This window comes from Nostoc sp. FACHB-152 (assembly GCF_014697475.1).
Classification (GTDB): domain Bacteria; phylum Cyanobacteriota; class Cyanobacteriia; order Cyanobacteriales; family Nostocaceae; genus Nostoc_B.
The window spans coordinates 20,871-40,103 of the sequence record NZ_JACJRV010000022.1 but is presented as its reverse complement, the minus strand read 5'-3'; the positions used below and the strand labels follow the sequence as shown (position 1 = coordinate 40,103).

Here is a 19,233-nt window from a genome sequence, read left to right as displayed (position 1 = left end):
CGTTATACAGGGTGAGCATCATTTTTTAATATTGGACTTAAGGAGATGTTGTGGCGTACTGGATGAAAATCTTTTACGAGAGGAAAGAATATGTGATTAATTTTGACCGTGTTAATGCTTTTTGCTACGAAAAAAACGGTAGAGTAACCTTCTGGTTGCCTGATAGTGCCATTCCGATTGTGATTAACCCTCAAAGTAACCTAGACGACTATCAAAAAGTTCTGCAATATGTCGCACAAGTCACTGATGTGGAATTAGAAAATGCTCACTGGGTAAAAATTATCGATGACAAAAATGAATATGTAGTTAACCTCTACTGTATCAGTTCCTTTTGTCACGAATCTAACGGTCGAATAACTTTTTGGTTGCCAGATGGCACTCTTCCTATTATCATCAACCCCGCAAGCCACCCAGATTCTTATCACAAAGTTTTACAATTTGTCCAAAAAAACACAGGCTATTCTCTTTCCTAAAAACAATCAGTAAGCATAAATGAAACTAACCTATTTCTAAGAAAGAGAACTGTTTCTTGACATTCGTTAGGAATGCGTAGACGCAAAGCGGCTTTTCGTCAGATATCGCATTCCTCAGGATGCGTATTCTTTGACCTCAACAGTGAATATCGATGGATACTTGACACTCGAAACCGAGAGTTTACAAGCTGATACAGTGTGAGTAATGCTTTAAAAGCAAATTATCAACTGACAGCAGGATTAAAAGCTTCTCGATATATGGCCTTTTGAAGAAAATTTGTAACTACTTCAGCTGCGATCTGCTGTATTAATATAGATAATTTAGGGATCTATTATTGATAGTTTTCAGGATACAGTGGATTGCGGTGAAATAAAACTGTGAGAAAAGGGGAAGACTTAAACAAGTGGGTGACCTGAGATTCGAACTCAGAACCAGCGGATTAAGAGTCCGATGCTCTACCGTTGAGCTAGTCACCCACACTGCTTATAAGCATAGCAAATTTTGCCAGTTTTGCCAACTTCGAGTCAATCAGCAAGCGGGTTACAGAGTAGTTGCTGTGGGAAATTTGACAATGAAGGTGGTTTGACAATTTGCACTCTCTATATAAATTGAACCGCCTAAATGTTTGACCATTTTCTGTACTAAAGCCATTTCTAATCCAGTACCACTGTATGCCCAGGGATCGTTTCTCATCAAGCGATAGAATGGTTCAAATATTCGTGGTAGGTCTGTAGCCGGAATTTCTAATCCAGAGTTAGTAATCCTAAGTTGCACTGCATCTTGTATTAAGTCAGCAGTGACGGTAATTATTTCTCCTGCTGGAGTATATTTGCAAGCATGGGTTAAAATTTCAGTGACTATCCGTTCTAAATCGGTGATGTCTGTTTCTAGCGGCGGAAGTGACTGATCAATATTTAGGTGTAATTTTTGTCTTTGGCAATGGGTGAGGTCTCGAAAGGATTCGACGATAGGAGGTAGCCATGTTTGCAAGTCGATGGCAATTAATGTGGGCGCGGTAGGTTCAGCCTCAAGATATGTAAGTGTCATCAAATCGTTAATTAACTTGCTTTCTCGCCCACACTCGTTATGCAAAATCTGCAATAGTTGGGGGACAATTTCAATATTTAAAGTGCCTTCTGGGGTAAGCGCGCTTTCGAGGGTTTGGGCGGCGAGACTAATGCTAGTTATGGGTGTGCGTAGTTCGTGGGAAAGGGTTCTCACGAATTCGTTTTTCAGGCGTTCTTGTTGTTCTAATTGTTGTAAATGTGCTTGAGTTGCAGAGTAAAGCCGCGCTTGGCGAATTGCGATCGCACATTCATTAGCTATCTGCTGCACTAAACTAATTTCAAATTCGTCAAACATTTCTTGTGTGGGTCTACTCAGCCACAAGTTCCCCAAAATGCCTTGGTCATCGAATATTGGACAAGCTAACTGGGTGATAACCAGTAATTTTGGGTGCCATCCAGGTACTATCTCTATAGATTGCCAATATTGTTTTGCTAACAGTGAGCGATAAACCTCTGGCAAGTCTGCCACCTTTTTGGTTAACCCTTGGTGTTGAGATGTAGTAGTTGTATATTCGCAGGTAACAGTTGCTTGAGTACCACAACTACTATAAATTTCGATGTAACAACATTCCAATTGGAGTAACGGTACAAGTTCTTGGGTGGCTGTCTGCAATACCTGCGTTTGTGGTTGATGGTCACGGATTTGTTCGGTAATGCGTCGTACTAGCACTTGAAAGTTTTGCGCTTGCTGGAGTTGGGTTTGATGCTGCTGTTTTTGCAAATCTAGCTGCGCTTTGAGATGCTGTACTTGTTCTTGCAGTTCGGCTTGGTGGACTGCAATACCAATTTGGGTGGCTAGTTGTTTAAGTAAGTCAATCTCTATCTCTTGCCATTGATGAGGTTTATGGCAATGCTGGGCAGTTATCAGCCCCCAAAGTTGTTGCTGTGACCAAATCGGTACAACTAAATTAGCTCGGACTTGCAAAGAGTCAAAAACATCTACTTGGCTAGGATGTAACCCAGCTGTATAGATATCTTCAACAATTTGAATACAACCGCGCCCACTGCGTTCTTGATATTTGGCGATTAAGCCAGGATCGGGGAATTTCTGCCCTAAAAAGGAATCGGCGGTTATGGTCGATTCGGCAATAACTGCACTATTCTCTTCGGGTTGAATATGATAAACCAAAACGCGATCGCACCCCAAACAATGTCGCACTTCTTTGACAAGATGATGCAGTAGCGTATCTAAGTCTAACGATTCGCGTATCCATTGAGCGATCGCTTCTAACAGTTGCTCTTGTGCTGTCTGAATTTCTTTGGCTTGGGCTACCTGTTTGACCGGAGTGATATTACTACTTGTACCAATGAGTCGATAAATTCTGGAATTGGCATCCCGCAGTGGTGTCAGTGTTGTACTCCACCAAGTCGGTACGCCCTGAAATTGCAAGCATTGTTCGTAAGAAATAGTTTTGCCAAACCGTACACAGTCAGCATAGTGCTGACGCACTTTAGCCGCATCATCTGGGGAGAGGATGTCTTCTGGCTTTTTGCCCCTGAGATTTTCTGAACTAATCCCTATCCACCGTTCATGGGTGGGATTGAGGGCTACGTAGCAAAAATCTCCATCTTCCAGAACATCCACTATAAATATAGATGTCTGCACAGAGTTATATATACTCAGTAGAAACTGTTCACTACTACTGTGTTTGTCTAATTCTGGGCCAAACAGAATCTGAGAATGCACTTGTTGTTTCAACTCAACGGTTGATTCACCCGGATTGATATTCATGGGAGAGTCTCTATCTGCTATTAATTACTCCTTTAGGCGCGACCCCTGATGATATTGCTGATGAAAATGCTTGTCAGCGCCTACAGCAAAGCATTGTCTATCTTTGCTTGACTGATATTTGCATCTTCTTTTATTTCTTATCAGAAATATCGGAAACTTAATAGCAGCAAACTCAACAAATTAGCTCCTCGAAGATGAGAATAATTTTGCAAGTGAATGCAAATTTACTGAACATTTTCTATGAAGAATGATTCAAAATTTTTGCATATACTTAAGTATTATCAAAAGCAATCTTCAATAAATTTAATTTTTCTTAATATATTTTTAATTTATCAAGCAATTAACATCATTAAAGAATTAAGAATCTTGCAATAATCGATAAGCGTTAATTCCAGTTAAGATAGCAACCAAAATCCACGTGATCGCTAATCCTGCAACTTCGCCTAAAAATAAGCGTGTCAACCGCAGTAAAATTATCCCGATAGTGGAACCAATAGGGACTGCGATCGCCCAACTAATCGCACTGATCAAAATCCATTGCCACGACAAAGCGACAGACTTGGGGATGGCTGTCCATTGCGCTATTCCAATAGCAAAGCCGCCAACTGTACCTAATGTTGTACCCCAAAGAAGCCTAAGGGCAATATTTTGAGTAGTGGGGACAATCCAACCGACAGCACCCAAACCAATAGCAGTCATAGTAGCCCATGCCAATAACGTCGCTAATACCCAGCGTCCAGATAAGATATTATGGCGGAGAATCAAGCTTTGCGGAAATGCGATCGCTAAACCGCCAAAAGATGCTTGGGCGATACCCACATCTGACTTTTCCCCAATTTCAATCCACCACAAACTTAGCAAAAAACCACCAACAGTAGCGATAGCCCACTGTAATGTAAAACTCAATTGTGTTTTGGCAGATGTAAAAAACATTCAAGTCTCTGGAAACACGGCAGAGATTACTATACAGTCATAGACAAATTAAAAAAGTTGATAGTGCTAAAGAAACAGGGGGGTAAGGGAAGAAGAAAAGGGAAAAGGTTAAAGGTGAAAGGGAAAGGGCAGGAAAACCTTTACCCCGAAACCTAGCCTTAATTACAGCCTGAGTCTTCCCCCCTCTTCCCCAACCGGTAATGGCCTGATAGCTTTAGCCTGAAATAGTTCGCTGAAAATCCTGCGGCGTTTGTGGGGTGCTTCTGGTGAGATGTAACCCCATAAACTTTCCCAATAAAAAAAAGACATCCCAACAAAAGAGCGATCGCGTACTATATCAATTTGTTCTTTAATTTGAGAGATTCTGACTGGGGTACGCAAAGTTCCCGTTGAGATACCGACAACCACAGGAATTTTACTTTGAGCGAATTTCACTGCTGGTTGTTCGAGTTCTGCCATAAAACTATTTTTATTATGACGATATACCTGTAACACCAACTCATCTACCCAACCGTTTTTTACCCAAGTATCCCAGTCTTGCAGATAGTATTTGTAAGCAAAAGCTTGGGCGTTAGGAGACAAAGATAATTTAGCATTAGGGTCAATTTCTTTGATGCTGCGATAGATTCTGCCCATAAAAGCCGTAATTTTGTCAGCACGCCAACGCATCCATTCTGAATTATAGGGGTTCTTGGGTGGGCTTTTACCTTGATGTTCTTGCTGATAGAGTTGAACAGTAAAGCGATCGTAACCAAACTGCACTGGCATTCCGAAATGGTCATCAAGCTGGATGCCATCGACATTGTAACGGCTGACAACTTCCAGAATTAGCCCTAAAATAAACTCTTGAACTTGTGGATGTAGAGGATTCAGCCAAGCCTGCTTACTTGTTGCACCATTATTCTCTTCCGGCAAGCTTGCTTTAATAGAATCCACCCCTTGTTGCCCAACAGTCAACCAATCAGGATAAAGCTTGACCAACTTTGAATTTGGTGGTGTCATCAAACCGTATTCAAACCAGGGAATAACAGTTAAGCCTTTCGGTTTAGCAAGTTTAATTAACTTATCTAAAACATCCTGTCCACCGTGCATAAAATTCAATACAGGCTCAGTTTCAGAACCTATAATACTTTTTGCAACCTCACTCTTGTAAAAAGTATTTCCCCGATTCCAAACCACAGGATAAATCGTATTAAAGTGCAACGCCGATAATTGATTAATAGCGCGGTCAATTCCCCAAGGAACAAATAAAACTCCACTAGCAACATTAGTTAGCCAAACGCCTCGAATTTCCGTAACTATTTGTTTACTGCTTGGTTGGGATGAAACAGAAAATAGAGGTAGATAAATTAGTGTTAAACAAAGTATAAATATTAATGATATGAATGAAAAAATTAAACGTTTAGCCAACCGAGTCATTAGAGAGTTTAACTCTATTTGTGAAGAACATTTATTATTACAAAATATTTCATAATTTTCCGGAAGAAAGAGACTTTAACAAATAACAAAACTCACAAATTAATAAATTTCATTCCAAATCTCTTACAAAATCTCCGCGCACCTCTGCGTTAACCTCCGTGTACCTTTGCGTTAAAGCCAATTTTTAACAAACCGCAAAGTACACAAAGGACACAAAGAGAATAAAAAGCGCAGAGGCAGTTTAATATCTTTCCATACCTTCAAACTGCTTTTGACTCATAGCATTTGCAGCCTCGCCGCAAGTGCGTGGTGTAGGAAATATTTTATCAGGATTAGCCAAACCTTTAGGATTAAATACTTGCCTTACCCATTGCATAGTTTCTAAATCAATAGGATTAAACATCTCTGGCATATAACATTTTTTATCTGAACCAATGCCATGTTCACCAGAAAGGCTACCCCCTACTTTCACGCATAACTTCAGAATTTCCCCACCTAATTCTTCGACTTTTTCTAAAGCCCCTGGTACAGAATTATCATAAAGAACTAGCGGATGAAGATTACCATCACCAGCATGAAATACGTTAGCAATTTTATAACCAAACTTTTCACTTAAATTCTCAATTTCTTGCAAAACATAAGGCAATTGAGTGCGGGGAATTACCCCATCTTGGACATAATAATCTGGGCTTAAATGACCAGCAGCAGCAAAAGCAGCTTTCCGCCCCTTCCACAATTTTAAGCGAGTTTCTGGGTCAGTAGCAGCCGTTACATTTCGCGCTCCATCTTGCTTACAAATTGCGGTTATCCGTTGTTTTAAAACTTCTACTTCTACTTCTAAACCATCAATTTCTACAAGCAAAATAGCCGTAGCATCGCGCGGATAACAATTAGTTGCTACAACATCTTCTACAGCATTAATACTAACGTTATCCATCATTTCCATACCACCAGGAATTATCCCCGCGCTGATGATATCAGAAACAGCAGCACCCGCAGCTTCTATACTAGTAAAGTCTGCTAATAGGACACAAATTGATTCAGCACTTTTGAGAATTCGTAAAGTAATTTCTGTGGCAATTCCTAAGGTTCCTTCTGAACCTACAAATATACCTGTTAAATCATAACCAGGCGTTTCTGGAATTTGCCCACCTAAATCGACAATTTCACCTTCCGCCGTGACTATTTGTAATCCTAAAACATGGTTGGTTGTGACACCGTATTTTAAGCAATGCACTCCGCCAGAATTCTCAGCAACATTGCCCCCAATTGAGCAGATAATTTGGCTGGAAGGGTCTGGCGCGTAGTAAAATCCCGCACCGCTAACAGCTTGAGTTACCCAGCTATTAATTACTCCTGGTTGTACGACAATGCGCTGATTTTCTAAATCAACGCTGAGTATTTTTCGCATTAACGAAGTAACAATTAAAACAGAATTTTCCAACGGTAAAGCACCACCAGATAGGCCAGTACCAGAACCACGCGCAACAAAGGGAACAGAATACTGATTACATATCTTTACCACTGCCGCCACTTGTTCTGTCGTTCTTGGTAACACCGCCACAGCCGGACGTTGACGATAGCTAGTTAAACCATCGCACTCATAAGTAATTAATTCCTCTCGACGTTGAACAACACCATTTTTACCAAGCACAGTCTCAAATGCTTTGATAATAGGTTGCCAATTACGTTGTTGTTTATCTTGAGTAAGCATAAAGTTTAAGGTAGATGTTGGCTGGCTGAAATTACTGTAATTACTATATGTGGCCAGGATAGCAGTTTGAGAGGGAAAAAGTGCGATCGCGCCTCTCCACAGCCATCAAAATATCCTCAGTACAAAACCTTGATTACCTGGGTTTGTTTTAGATTTGCGCCAAGTTCGGTATAAAATTAAGTTTCAAGGTGTGATTAATAACATACATTGTGGGCAAACTAACTTAGTCTTCAAATTGTATGGCTAGGTATAAATAAAAAATTATGAAATTGAATCTCAATTATAAAGAGATGCCAGTTTTCCCATATCTTCAACGTAAAGAATTACCAACAAAACCAGGTATTTATTATATAGGTAATAGTGTTTCTCCAGTTATGTACATTGGTCTTTCACGTAATTTAAAAAGTCGTCACATAAGTCATCATCGACAAGGGCAGTTTGAGGGTATTGAAAATGCTATGATACGCTACCGCGTTTTAACAGAAGATTTGTTAGCTACAATTTCAGACTTAACAGAGACTCTCAGGAGGTTGGAGAAACAAGCTATTAATTATTACAAACCACCTATAAACAACACACCCATACCAAATCAATCAAAATTTACAACAGTACATGGTCAGACTTTTATATTATTTTTAACGGTAGACTAGGATTTGATAAATTTAGACAAATATTAGGTTGGGTTTCACTACCTTCAACCCAACTAAGCATCTGTTTCATTTTTTTCTGGATTGGATTGATTGATCAAGAATAACGACTAAAATCTCTTCCCAACACAAAAAAAGCGAGCTAACCGCTATAGTTAGAGGCAGGTTGTAGGTTGGGTGAAGCGTAGCGTAACCCAACAAAACAATTATGTTGATGTTGGGTTTCACTTCGTTACACCCAACCTACTATACTTATACCCTTATCCTTCTCGCGTAAAATCCTAACAGACATAAAAAAATCGGGACTGGAAATAAACCCAGCCCCGATACAAGGGAAAAAAAGCGGGCTAACCGCTATAACATGGTTAACCCGTGCAGCTTTGGGAACGCGCAGAGAAATTACTATTGCAATACCAACTTAACGTTAGCGTTTTGCAGACCGCGCTGTTTAACTTCAGCCAAGGTCTTGTTAACTGCATATTTTTGGTTGATGGAGTTGATCAACTCGGTTTGGTTGTGCTTTTTAGCAACGCCCCACAGGTCAGCGATGAGGTCGAAGGAACCATCGCTATTGCGAGACCAGCCGAGATCATATTCGCCTTCCAAAACTGCAACGATGTCGGAACGTACACGCTGACCGTTATAACCGCGTACATCTGCTTCTGTCTTTACGGTAATACCCAAGTCGCGTAAAGAAGCTTTGAGGATTTCTGCATCGGTGATTTTGGTGCGAAGAGTGCTAAAGTGAGACATTTGGGTTTCCTCCAATGAGAAGATTGAGAAAAGAACAACGGTTTATCATCGACGAGCCGCGCTTATCAGGGGCGGCTTTTTCTCTTAACTGCTAGCTTTTGCGGCTAGCCTTTCCCCTGGGTTAGCAGGGAAAGCTTTTAAAACTCCATTCGCTGATATTCAGCAACGGAGGCTGCGGCTGGTCTTGCGCGCTGTCTAGCCCAGTCTCTGAGGGCTGTTACCTGTTCTTGCATCGTGCGAGACAGTGGCAAGGTTGCTTTCAGTGCAGCAATAATATCTAGTTGTGTGAACTCGCGGTCTTGGGCAAATGCTTCGTACATTGCCGCTACGATCGCTTGTTCAATTTCTGCCCCAGAAAAGCCATCAGACATCTTGGCTAATTGCTCTAAATCAAAGCGAGCGATGTCTTCACGACGGCGTTTGCTTAAGTGAATATTGAAAATATCACTCCTTTCTTCAGGAGTAGGCAGATCAACAAAGAAAATTTCATCAAACCGACCTTTCCTCAAGAACTCTCCAGGTAAGCGTTCGACTCGGTTGGCTGTTGCCATGACAAACACTGGAGATTTTTTCTCTTGCATCCATGTGAGGAAAGACCCAAATATCCTGCTAGATGTACCGCCATCGGAATCACCAGACCCAGCACTACCAGCAAAGGATTTATCTAACTCGTCAATAAACAGAATCGCTGGAGAGATGGATTCTGCTGTTTTGAGGGCGTTACGCAGATTTGCTTCGCTTCTACCCACCATTGAGCCGTCGTATACGCGTCCCATATCTAAGCGCAACAGTGGTAAACCCCAAAGCCGGGATGTTGTTTTGGCTATCAATGACTTACCGCAACCAGGAACTCCTAAAATTAGCATCCCTTTTGGTTGGGGCAAACCATACTCTCTTGCTCTTTCTGTAAAAGCATTAGAGCGTTGCTTGAGCCATTTCTTTAATTCTTCTAAGCCACCTACTGCATCAATGGTTTCATCTTCTTCGATGTATTCTAATATCCCATTACGCCGAATTAGTTGCTTTTTCTCAGATAAAACTATATCAACTTCTTCTTCTGTCAGCCGGCCTGTAGTAACTTGCGCTTTGCGATATACTTTCTCAGCTTCATCTTTAGTTAATCCTAAAGCGGCTCTGAGTAGCTTTTCGCGGGCTTCTGTTGTTAACCGTCGGCCACGATTATTATCTAAATGGTAAGTTAATACTTTATTCAACTCCGCCATATCTGGCAGTTGGAAGTCTAAAACAACTACTTCCTTCTCCAATTCTATGGGGACTTGATGCATTGGCGACATTAAAATAATATTTTTTTGCTGCCCTTTAAAACTAGCGATCGCATCACGCAACGCTCTATTTGTTGCAGGCGCATCAATAAATGGATGTAAATCTTTAAGAATAAATATACCTGGTTCTCTCTGCCGGATTATCCAGTCAATCGCCGCTTCCGGAGAAACGGTGTTGTGTTGGCTCACATTCCGGGGCTGGCCGTATTCCACGATCCCATGAGTTACTGTCCATACGTAGACTCGACGCAGGGGCTTTAACCCTTGAGCTATTGTGGAAATTGATTGCTCTGCCCGCTCTTCCTCGGAGGTCACAAGGTAGATTAAAGGGTATTGAGCTTGAATTAGGATACTGAGCTCTTCTTTCATACAATCGACCTACTTGAGACCTTATACAGTAAAGAACAGACTTGTAACTATAGTTGAATTATGAATAAGTTATTCATAATTCTTATCTAGCAAGGGACTAGCTCTTCCTCACTCTTGGGATGGGTTTCTACTTCTTCCATTTCATCAATTGAAAGAGATTCTTGCCCAATTAATCCTGGTTGATTACCTAAACCAACTAATTCCCCATCACGCAGTACTAGTGGACTTTCGCAAGTGGGACAGGAATAAACTCTGTGAGTTCTCCCATAAGCAGAAGCTTCTACTTCTTCTACTAATTCTGAGTTTGCTAAGTAAAAACATAGGGCGCGTTCTGCAAGGTCTGACATTGGCTCAGAATCAATTGCTGAACGAATCTTCAACTTTTTGTGAAGCTCTGGCGATATATAAAATGTAACCTTCTGCTTAGTTTGCGTTTGCATAATTCTTTTGCGGTCTTACCCGGGTATGTATAACACGTTATCGGCTCCTTTGTCTCTTGTCAAGCCATTAAAACGTTTTGACGGCTATTTTGTTACATTTATTTACATATAGTTTGTGTATTTAAAGGCAGCTAAGTTATATTTAAGACAAATTTTTTTAGAAATTGAATATTAGTTAAATAGCTGCCCAAGCTTTGAAAATCTCGCTAAATCTATTTATTTTCAATGTTTATAGTCAGTAAGTAAAATTAAATAAACAAGATAATTATGTCGATTATTTCAGTGAAAACTTGTACTAGCAAACAAAATATTTATACTAAATACAAAAGTGTAGCGGGTGCGATCGCTTTATCGCTGCTGTTGTGGGGATGTAGCAAGCCTTTCAGCGTCTCCGATACCCAATGGAAAACTTATAGCAATTCCCGTTATGGCTTTGAATTTCCCTATCCCAGCAATTGGAATGTTTTAGCAACGCCAGAAAATGCCGACGGCATTGCCTTAGCTTCACCACGCAGTCAAACTGTGCAAATTAGAGCATGGGCAAGTAATCGGCTACCAGATGCCATAAATAAAAATGAAACTAACTTTCAGACTACTCAAGGCGTATCTGGAGTTTTATTAGTAGACATTGGTCAGAAAGTCGGTTCCATGAAATTGACTATAACTCAAGGTCAAGTCACATATTACTGGCAAGGACAGAGCTTAAGCCAAGAGTTTTCTGATTATTACCCCTTCTTTTATTACATAGCCCAGCAATATCGGATAAAAGTATAAAGTGTGTTCGCCTTACAGCCCTAAGGGCATCCTACGGCAGGCGTTCCCGCAGGGTAGTATGAAATTTCCCTTCTGCCTCCTGCCTCCTGCCTTTTAACCAATGACCAATGACCAATGACCAATCACTAATCACTACTTTTGATGGTTGAGGGGGTACAGAAACCTGATAGATTTAGCTATCAGCGAGTAAAAACTGGTGAAAATGAAAGTCCTGGTTATTGGTGGCGATGGGTATTGTGGTTGGGCAACCGCACTTTACCTCTCTAATCGAGGTTACGATGTTGGAATTTTAGATAGTCTAGTGCGTCGGCATTGGGATAACGAACTTGGTGTCGCAACTCTAACGCCGATCGCACCTATTCAGCAACGTATCCAGCGCTGGCAAGATTTGACCGGCAAATCTATCGACCTATTCGTAGGCGATATCACTAATTACGAATTTCTGCAAAAAACCTTACATCAATTTGAGCCAAATGCGATCGTGCATTTTGGCGAACAGCGTTCCGCGCCATTCTCTATGATTGACCGCGAACACGCAGTTTTAACCCAAGTCAACAACGTAGTTGGCACACTCAACTTGCTGTATGCCATGCGCGAAGACTTCCCCGACTGTCACCTGGTGAAGTTGGGGACAATGGGAGAATATGGTACACCCAACATCGATATTGAAGAAGGGTATATCACCATTGAACACAATGGGCGCAAAGATACCCTGCCTTATCCTAAGCAGCCTGGTTCCATGTACCACTTAAGTAAAGTGCATGATAGCCACAATATTCACTTTGCTTGTCGGATTTGGGGATTACGTGCCACAGATCTAAACCAAGGTGTGGTTTATGGTGTCTTGACCGAAGAAACAGGAATGGACGAATTGTTGATTAATCGCTTAGATTACGACGGCGTTTTTGGTACAGCCTTGAACCGCTTCTGTATTCAAGCTGCGATTGGTCATCCCTTAACTGTGTATGGTAAGGGTGGACAAACTCGTGGATTCTTGGATATTCGGGATACAGTACGCTGTATGGAATTAGCGATCGCAAATCCGGCTGAACCAGGAGAATTCCGCGTCTTCAACCAATTTACCGAACTATTTAGTGTTGGTGACTTGGCATTGATGGTGAAAAAAGCAGGTAACGCATTGGGATTGAATGTCGAAATCAACCACCTAGATAATCCTAGAGTTGAAAAAGAAGAACATTACTTCAACGCGAAAAATACCAAACTCCTCGACCTGGGATTGCAGCCTCACTATCTATCAGATTCGTTACTTGATTCATTGCTGAACTTTGCCGTCAAGTATCAGCAACGAGTTGATCAAAAGCAAATTCTGCCGAAAGTCTCTTGGCATCGGAAGTAGGTCAAAACTGGATGAGGCTGGTGACAAAACCTTATAGCCATCAAATCACTCGCTGGCCTCAAGCTGGTCGTCATCTACTAGCGCAGTATGACGACCAGACAGTTATTGTCTGAATTATTCAGTTAGGACTAGGCGGTTAAGTGCTAGCTGCTTATGCTAAAGATTGGATTGTCCATATTGAAGATATCTCGAATTTTGTCAAACAGCAGAGACAAAACTTAAATTGTAACTACACAGAATTGATCACACCACAGGAGAAGGTTTACCCTGTTTTTGATAGCGACATCCAAAAAAAGCTGGGATTATCTGCCTGGACTGATTTTTTATGAGAATAGCCCTATTCACCGAAACCTTTTTGCCGAAAGTTGATGGTATTGTTACACGCTTACGCCACACAGTTGACCATCTACAACGCAATGGAAATCAAGTTTTAGTCATCGCCCCAGAGGGTGGCATCACGGAACACAAAGGAGCGAAAGTTTACGGCGTTAGTGGCTTTCCTTTACCTCTGTATCCAGAACTGAAAATGGCACTACCTCGCCCAGCAATTGGTTATGCCTTAGAAGAATTTCAGCCAGATGTGATTCATGTTGTCAATCCAGCCGTTTTAGGATTATCAGGCATTTTTTATAGCAAAGTTTTGAAAATTCCGTTAGTGGCTTCTTATCATACCCATTTACCGCAATATCTCCAGCATTACGGTTTGGGAATGTTAGAAGGATTATTGTGGGAATTGCTCAAAGGCGCACATAATCAAGCATTATTGAATCTTTGTACCTCTACAGCCATGATGGAGGAACTATCATCACATGGCATTGAAAGGGTAGACTTATGGCAACGGGGTGTAGATACAGAATTATTTCACCCTGATTTAGCTAGTAGAGAGATGCGATCGCGTCTTTCACAAAACAATCCTGAAAGTCCTTTGTTACTGTATGTTGGTCGCCTGTCTGCCGAAAAAGAAATTGAGCGAATTAAACCAATTTTAGAAGCAATACCCCAAGCGCGATTAGCCTTAGTCGGAGATGGCCCTCATCGCCAAGCACTCTTAAAACACTTTGCTGGGACAAACACAAATTTTGTCGGCTATCTCATGGGACGAGAGTTAGGTTCTGCTTTTGCTAGTGCTGATGCTTTTATTTTTCCTTCCCGAACAGAAACACTAGGCTTAGTATTATTAGAAGCAATGGCTGCTGGCTGTCCAGTAGTCGCCGCCCGTTCTGGGGGAATTCCTGATATTGTGACAGATGGTGTAAATGGGTATCTTTTTGACCCCAAAGCTGATATTCAAGATGCCATTTCTGCAACAGTTCGTCTGTTGGAAAATCACCAAGAACGAGATACCATCCGACAAAACGCCCGCAAGGAAGCAGAAAAATGGGGATGGGCAGCTGCTACACGTCAGTTGCAAGATTACTATCAAACAATAGTCTTTACAAAACAGCCAACAGCCGCAGTTTAATTTAAAGTTTTGAATTGTGGGGCAATTTTGCTCCACAATTTCCGTCAACAGCAATTAATAATAGATACTCATATCCTTTACCAAGCCCCAATGAATCGAATTCACTTGCGGCTTCACTTACTAAGTGCAAGTTCTTTAAAATCTAAAATTAAAATCTAAAATTCCCATGACTCTTCCCAACCCTGGTAGCGTCTTGGCTACATTAACTGAACTTACACAAGTTAATCGCACCCACGCCTTGCTACGTCGTGTTAAAGACCTGCCAGTAAACGAGTTTGTTTGCTTACTAGATTTTATCACTGCGGAATTCCAACAGTTTCTCAGAGCAATTGAGTTAATTAATAATGAAGCTCTAGAATCAATGTTAGAAAATGTTCTAGAAGCTATCACACTTAAAATTGGACAAATTCTCCAAGCCGAAAATACAGCTATTTTTTTAGTTGACTATGATAAAGGTCAATTGTGGTCAAAAGTTCCCCAAGATAATAGTCAAAAATTTTTAGAAATTCGGACTCCAATTACTGTTGGCATTCCTGGTCATGTTGCGAGTACAGGCCAACCATTAAATATTGCTGAAACTGCTACTCATCCTTTATTTAGTCCAGATTTAGAAAAACAAATGGGCTATCGAATTCATAACATTTTATGTATGCCCGTTGTGAGTAGTAAAAACCAAACTGTAGCAGTTGTGCAGTTAGCTAATAAAACTGGCAATATTCCTTTTAATGATGAAGATGAACATTGTTTTCGAGACTTTGCTGCTTCTATTGGAATTATATTAGAAACTTGTCAATCTTTTTATGTCGCAGCCCGCAATCAACGAGGGGCAACGGCTTTATTACGGGCGACTCAAACACTAGGGCAAAGTTTAGATTTAGAGGCAACTTTGCAGATAGTCATGGAACAAGCCCGAATTTTAATGCAGGCAGACCGTAGTACGCTATTTTTGTTACGGAAAGAAATGGGCGAATTGTGGACAAAAGTAGCAGCTGCATCTGATTCCACAGACTTTTTAGAAATTCGGATTCCAGCTAATCGCGGTATCGCTGGATATGTTGCTTCTACAGGCGAAGCCCTGAATATTCCTGATGCATATAAAGACCCACGTTTTGACCCCAACACAGATAGAAAAACTGGATATTTGACTCGAAATATCTTGTGTTTGCCTGTATTTAATTCTGCCAATGAATTAATTGGAGTCACACAGTTAATTAATAAGCAACAAGGTAGTTTTACTGCCTCTGATGAGGAGTTTATGCGGGCTTTTAATATTCAAGCTGGCATAGCTTTAGAAAATGCGCGCTTATTTGAAAATGTGCTGCTAGAAAAACAATATCAAAAAGATATTTTGCAAAGTCTTTCTGATGCAGTAATTTCTACAGATATGATTGGGCGCATTGTCACAATTAATGATGCGGCACTTGAGTTATTAGGTTGTCAGCTAGGGGAAACTAGCAACAAAAGTAATAAACTCTTCTGGGAACAAAATTTAATCGGCCGCTTTGTTTGGGAGGTGGTGCCGGTTGATAATTTACAAATGCGCTTAGAAGATAGTTTGACAACTGGTGCTAAACATTATGTACCAGAACAAAGTTTGATGGTAGGGCGGCATCAAGTGCTGAGTTCAGATGGGCGAATTAGCATTGACTCTCCAGATTCAGCAAGTAGTATGCCAAACTTAATTTTGGCAGTGCGCGATCGCCACAACCCCGATATTTTTATTCCCTGGAATTTAGCCTTAACTCCCCAATCGCAGCTAATTCCGGCTAGTCAGGTAGAACAATTAGAACGCAGTATTAATCTCACAGTTAATCCTTTAACCAACCCAGAAGGCGGAGTTCGAGGTGGTTTAATTGTTTTAGAAGATATCAGCCAGGAAAAACGACTTAAAACTACCATGTATCGTTACTTAACTCCCCACGTTGCCGAACAAGTCATGGCGCTGGGAGACGATGCCTTAATGGTGGGTGAACGTAAAGATGTCACAATCTTATTTTCGGATATTCGCGGTTACACCACACTCACAGAAAATCTAGGGGCGGCGGAGGTAGTATCGCTGCTGAATCAGTATTTTGAAACGATGGTGGAGGCAGTTTTTAACTATGAAGGTACTCTAGATAAATTTATTGGCGATGCCTTAATGGCGGTGTTTGGCGCGCCGCTACCACTGACAGAAAACCATGCTTGGCGGGCTGTGCAGTCAGCGTTAGATATGCGTCAGCGTCTCAAAGAATTTAACCAAAGGCGAATTATTCAAGAACAACCCCAGATTCGGATCGGTATTGGCATTAGTTCTGGGGAAGTCGTTTCGGGAAATATTGGTTCCCACAAACGTATGGATTACACCGTAATTGGTGATGGGGTGAATTTAAGTGCGCGCTTGGAAGCCGTCACTAAAGAATATGGTTGTGATATTGTTTTGAGCGAGTTTACCTACCAACTGTGCAGTAATCGCATTTGGGTGCGTCAGTTAGATAAAATCCGCGTCAAAGGTAAACATCAGGCGGTAAATATCTATGAGTTAATCGGCGATCGCGACACTCCAGTTGATGCTGATACCCAAGAGTTTTTATTTCATTACCATACAGGCAGGGTTGCTTATTTAGCGCGTAATTTTGAGAAAGCGATCGCCTGCTTCGCTGCTGCCAAATACATTCGTCCCAAAGACCAAGCTGTTGAGATGCACCTAGAACGCGCTCATAATTATCAAAAAACACCACCCCCAGATTCTTGGGATGGTGTTTGGACAATCATTGCTAAATAGAATAGAAATGTAACCTTTTGTTTATTAAACTATAAATCCAGAAGATAGTAGAAACAGGGGGTTAGAAAAAACAAGCTAATAAGTAAAATTAGATTTTATTTGAAATTTTAATTTACTTTTTACTCTTGATGTCTCCCACTGTTGCCATTAATTTATTCCTCAGTATCCCCTTCCTGATTTTTAAAAGGATCTTCACCAATTTTTAACTGCTTTTTACTGCTCTTTAACTGTTTCCACAAAGCCTTGATTTGTTCGTAAGCTTCTTCAGGGGCAAATTTTCCACCTGTTTCTAAGCTACAAACATAACTGACCTTGTGTGCAAATTCTTGGAGATTTGCATTAAAAACTAAATTCTCAGGCTTAACCTGACCATAATAGCGGCCATGAGGGTAAAGAAAATCATCTTTGTTCACTATTTTTGGTTCCACTTATTCAACTCCTCTGTTTTATATCTAAAGAGAAGCAATTAGCTATTGACATTTCCTGTATATCAAGACAAAAGGTACTCAGCGATTGATTTCTACTTTTAAATAAGGTGTGTTCTGGAATTAGCTTATAGTGTACCCTCGTGCTAATTGCTTATTTTCATCATCTCTAATTAATTTTTGCTCAGGCTAAAATTGCTAAAGCTTGTGTTTAAAATTATACCTTTTTATATCTTTAATTGAAGTTTTGTAATTAAGAAGTATTGTTAAGCAGTAGGTAATATCTACCCTTACTAAGCATATTAAATATCCATACAATCAACATCTAGCCTTCGGTGGATGTGAGAAGTTACGTATCTGCGTGGGTTCAGCCTGTAGCATTTAATCTCAACGCCCAAAAAAGGCAACTAACAATCAGAAAGCTGTACCAATACAATTTAGGAGCAAATACAGATATTCTCAACGCATGAGAATAGTGTGTGATACACACCTAAGTCACAGGTTTTCGGCTGAGTAATTAAAAAAGTTCTAGAACCAATAAATAAATTTATGGAGATATAGCAATCCTATAGGAGTTACAAGCTGCTTCTGTGGGCAGGCAATAAGGAATAGGGAATAGGCAATAGGCAATAGATTTGTTTGAATCTCCTACACGGACTGATATATACGTAGCAAGCCTGAGATAAGAATAGACTTGTTGCTTGCTGATAGAAACACCTTAAATCTTATTTCTGAAAGTGCTTTGAGATGATGAATTTAGTAATTGGCTAATCTTTGTTAACTAAAGATAAAATGGTTAAGCCCGAAAGGACACAAGCTGCTCATTGCTGAAATCTTTACCTCATACCATGTCTGTTCATTCCAAGTTATACGAAGGCAAAGCGAAAATACTTTATACAACTGACAATCCAGAAGTTTTGTTAGCTGATTTTAAAGATGATGCTACTGCTTTTAACGCCCAGAAGCGTGGCAGTATCATCGGCAAGGGGAAAATTAACTGTAGTATTTCCAGCCAGTTATTTAAACAACTAGAAACCAAAGGTATAAAAACTCACTTTATTGATAGTCCTGCCCCGAATCAAATGCGGGTGAAAGCAGTCAAGATTTTACCCTTAGAAGTAGTGGTGAGAAATATTGCGGCTGGAAGTTTGAGCCAACAAACAGGATTACCTGTAGGTACAGTGCTGAAACAGCCTTTGGTTGAGTTTTATTACAAAAACGACCAATTAGGAGATCCACTGTTGACACGCGATCGCCTACTGTTAATGGAACTAGCAACACCGGAACAAGTAGACACAATTACTAATCTAGCATTACAAATCAACGAGTTTCTGCGTAACTTTTGGCTAGAGTGTGGCATTACTCTAGTAGACTTCAAACTAGAATTTGGTTTGGATACACAACAGCAGATACTCTTGGCAGATGAGATTAGTCCAGACACCTGCCGTTTATGGAACACAGCAGAAACCGACCCTAACCGTCGAGTCATGGATAAAGACCGCTTCCGCCGAGACTTAGGCAATGTAGAAGATGCTTACCAGGAGGTTTTACAAAGAGTGCTACAGGTAGTAGAAAGTAAAAATTAATTTAACCTGAGTTAGTATTTGTCCTTTGCTTATA

Annotated in this window: 17 protein-coding genes and 1 tRNA gene; 9 read left to right on the top strand and 9 right to left on the bottom strand. The window is 40.6% G+C overall.

Annotated features, from left to right (window positions below):
* The first annotated feature begins 50 nt into the window (after window positions 1–50).
* The gene (locus H6G76_RS17220) at window positions 51–473 is read left to right on the top strand and encodes a hypothetical protein (RefSeq protein WP_190702960.1); all 423 of its coding nucleotides are present in this window, start codon (window positions 51–53) and stop codon (window positions 471–473) included.
* Window positions 474–878: 405 nt separating this feature from the next.
* Here H6G76_RS17220 and H6G76_RS17215 read toward each other — a convergent pair.
* From H6G76_RS17215 to glcD, 5 genes are all read right to left on the bottom strand, one after another.
* Window positions 879–950: transfer RNA gene (locus H6G76_RS17215), tRNA-Lys, on the bottom strand.
* Between the two features lie 64 nt (window positions 951–1,014).
* Window positions 1,015–3,273, bottom strand: a complete 2,259-nt coding sequence (locus H6G76_RS17210) for a GAF domain-containing protein (protein ID WP_190702957.1) — start codon at window positions 3,271–3,273, stop codon at window positions 1,015–1,017.
* A 357-nt stretch (window positions 3,274–3,630) separates the two neighbouring features.
* Window positions 3,631–4,206 carry a hypothetical protein gene (locus H6G76_RS17205; RefSeq protein WP_190702954.1) on the bottom strand — a complete coding sequence of 192 codons (576 nt, stop codon included), beginning with the start codon at window positions 4,204–4,206 and terminating at the stop codon, window positions 3,631–3,633.
* A gap of 162 nt (window positions 4,207–4,368) precedes the next feature.
* Window positions 4,369–5,625, bottom strand: a complete 1,257-nt coding sequence (locus H6G76_RS17200) for a glycoside hydrolase family 10 protein (protein ID WP_190702952.1) — start codon at window positions 5,623–5,625, stop codon at window positions 4,369–4,371.
* A 241-nt stretch (window positions 5,626–5,866) separates the two neighbouring features.
* A complete protein-coding gene (gene glcD, locus H6G76_RS17195) occupies window positions 5,867–7,339 on the bottom strand; it encodes a glycolate oxidase subunit GlcD (protein ID WP_190702949.1) in 1,473 nt (490 codons plus the stop codon).
* A gap of 263 nt (window positions 7,340–7,602) precedes the next feature.
* Here glcD and H6G76_RS17190 point away from each other — a divergent pair, with 263 nt between their 5' ends.
* Window positions 7,603–7,989 carry a GIY-YIG nuclease family protein gene (locus tag H6G76_RS17190; protein ID WP_190702946.1) on the top strand — a complete coding sequence of 129 codons (387 nt, stop codon included), beginning with the start codon at window positions 7,603–7,605 and terminating at the stop codon, window positions 7,987–7,989.
* A 399-nt stretch (window positions 7,990–8,388) separates the two neighbouring features.
* On the opposite strand, the gene H6G76_RS17185 is transcribed toward H6G76_RS17190, so the two are convergent.
* From H6G76_RS17185 to H6G76_RS17175, 3 genes are all read right to left on the bottom strand, one after another.
* Window positions 8,389–8,739, bottom strand: a complete 351-nt coding sequence (locus H6G76_RS17185) for a DUF1257 domain-containing protein (protein WP_015113818.1) — start codon at window positions 8,737–8,739, stop codon at window positions 8,389–8,391.
* Window positions 8,740–8,876: 137 nt separating this feature from the next.
* Window positions 8,877–10,391, bottom strand: coding sequence for an AAA family ATPase (locus tag H6G76_RS17180; RefSeq protein WP_190702943.1), 1,515 nt, complete (start codon window positions 10,389–10,391; stop codon window positions 8,877–8,879).
* An 86-nt stretch (window positions 10,392–10,477) separates the two neighbouring features.
* Complete coding sequence (locus tag H6G76_RS17175; protein ID WP_190702940.1) at window positions 10,478–10,831, bottom strand: hypothetical protein; 354 nt, start codon at window positions 10,829–10,831, stop codon at window positions 10,478–10,480.
* Window positions 10,832–11,098: 267 nt separating this feature from the next.
* Between H6G76_RS17175 and H6G76_RS17170 the strand changes: the two genes are divergently transcribed.
* From H6G76_RS17170 to H6G76_RS17150, 6 genes are all read left to right on the top strand, one after another.
* A complete protein-coding gene (locus tag H6G76_RS17170) occupies window positions 11,099–11,605 on the top strand; it encodes a hypothetical protein (protein ID WP_190702938.1) in 507 nt (168 codons plus the stop codon).
* Between the two features lie 202 nt (window positions 11,606–11,807).
* Window positions 11,808–12,962, top strand: coding sequence for an NAD-dependent epimerase/dehydratase family protein (locus H6G76_RS17165; protein ID WP_190702935.1), 1,155 nt, complete (start codon window positions 11,808–11,810; stop codon window positions 12,960–12,962).
* Window positions 12,947–13,075, top strand: coding sequence for a hypothetical protein (locus H6G76_RS37730; RefSeq protein ID WP_277883105.1), 129 nt, complete (start codon window positions 12,947–12,949; stop codon window positions 13,073–13,075). The genes H6G76_RS17165 and H6G76_RS37730 overlap by 16 nt, the downstream gene beginning before the upstream one ends.
* A gap of 27 nt (window positions 13,076–13,102) precedes the next feature.
* A complete protein-coding gene (locus H6G76_RS36645) occupies window positions 13,103–13,291 on the top strand; it encodes a hypothetical protein (protein WP_199337416.1) in 189 nt (62 codons plus the stop codon).
* Window positions 13,288–14,424 (top strand): glycosyltransferase family 1 protein, encoded by a 1,137-nt coding sequence (locus H6G76_RS17155; protein WP_190702932.1) that lies wholly within the window; start codon window positions 13,288–13,290, stop codon window positions 14,422–14,424. Before H6G76_RS36645 ends, H6G76_RS17155 begins: the two co-directional genes overlap by 4 nt.
* A gap of 166 nt (window positions 14,425–14,590) precedes the next feature.
* Window positions 14,591–17,188, top strand: a complete 2,598-nt coding sequence (locus H6G76_RS17150) for a GAF domain-containing protein (protein ID WP_190702929.1) — start codon at window positions 14,591–14,593, stop codon at window positions 17,186–17,188.
* A 152-nt stretch (window positions 17,189–17,340) separates the two neighbouring features.
* Here H6G76_RS17150 and H6G76_RS17145 read toward each other — a convergent pair whose 3' ends face one another.
* Window positions 17,341–17,616, bottom strand: coding sequence for a hypothetical protein (locus tag H6G76_RS17145; RefSeq protein ID WP_190702925.1), 276 nt, complete (start codon window positions 17,614–17,616; stop codon window positions 17,341–17,343).
* An 845-nt stretch (window positions 17,617–18,461) separates the two neighbouring features.
* Here H6G76_RS17145 and purC point away from each other — a divergent pair.
* Window positions 18,462–19,199: a phosphoribosylaminoimidazolesuccinocarboxamide synthase gene (purC, locus tag H6G76_RS17140; RefSeq protein WP_190702922.1), complete on the top strand. Its 738-nt coding sequence runs from the start codon at window positions 18,462–18,464 to the stop codon at window positions 19,197–19,199.
* Window positions 19,200–19,233: the final 34 nt, after the last annotated feature.

Bases quoted from the DNA above. Each gene is read 5' to 3' on its own strand.
- H6G76_RS17175 (WP_190702940.1), bottom strand. From the start codon at position 10,831: ATGCAAACGCAAACTAAGCAGAAGGTTACATTTTATATATCGCCAGAG.
- glcD (WP_190702949.1), bottom strand. From the start codon at position 7,339: ATGCTTACTCAAGATAAACAACAACGTAATTGGCAACCTATTATCAAA.
- H6G76_RS17180 (WP_190702943.1), bottom strand. From the start codon at position 10,391: ATGAAAGAAGAGCTCAGTATCCTAATTCAAGCTCAATACCCTTTAATC.
- H6G76_RS17205 (WP_190702954.1), bottom strand. From the start codon at position 4,206: ATGTTTTTTACATCTGCCAAAACACAATTGAGTTTTACATTACAGTGG.
- H6G76_RS17155 (WP_190702932.1), top strand. From the start codon at position 13,288: ATGAGAATAGCCCTATTCACCGAAACCTTTTTGCCGAAAGTTGATGGT.
- H6G76_RS17170 (WP_190702938.1), top strand. From the start codon at position 11,099: ATGTCGATTATTTCAGTGAAAACTTGTACTAGCAAACAAAATATTTAT.
- H6G76_RS17165 (WP_190702935.1), top strand. From the start codon at position 11,808: ATGAAAGTCCTGGTTATTGGTGGCGATGGGTATTGTGGTTGGGCAACC.
- H6G76_RS17200 (WP_190702952.1), bottom strand. From the start codon at position 5,625: ATGACTCGGTTGGCTAAACGTTTAATTTTTTCATTCATATCATTAATA.
- H6G76_RS17185 (WP_015113818.1), bottom strand. From the start codon at position 8,739: ATGTCTCACTTTAGCACTCTTCGCACCAAAATCACCGATGCAGAAATC.
- H6G76_RS17150 (WP_190702929.1), top strand. From the start codon at position 14,591: ATGACTCTTCCCAACCCTGGTAGCGTCTTGGCTACATTAACTGAACTT.
- H6G76_RS17210 (WP_190702957.1), bottom strand. From the start codon at position 3,273: ATGAATATCAATCCGGGTGAATCAACCGTTGAGTTGAAACAACAAGTG.
- purC (WP_190702922.1), top strand. From the start codon at position 18,462: ATGTCTGTTCATTCCAAGTTATACGAAGGCAAAGCGAAAATACTTTAT.
- H6G76_RS17190 (WP_190702946.1), top strand. From the start codon at position 7,603: ATGAAATTGAATCTCAATTATAAAGAGATGCCAGTTTTCCCATATCTT.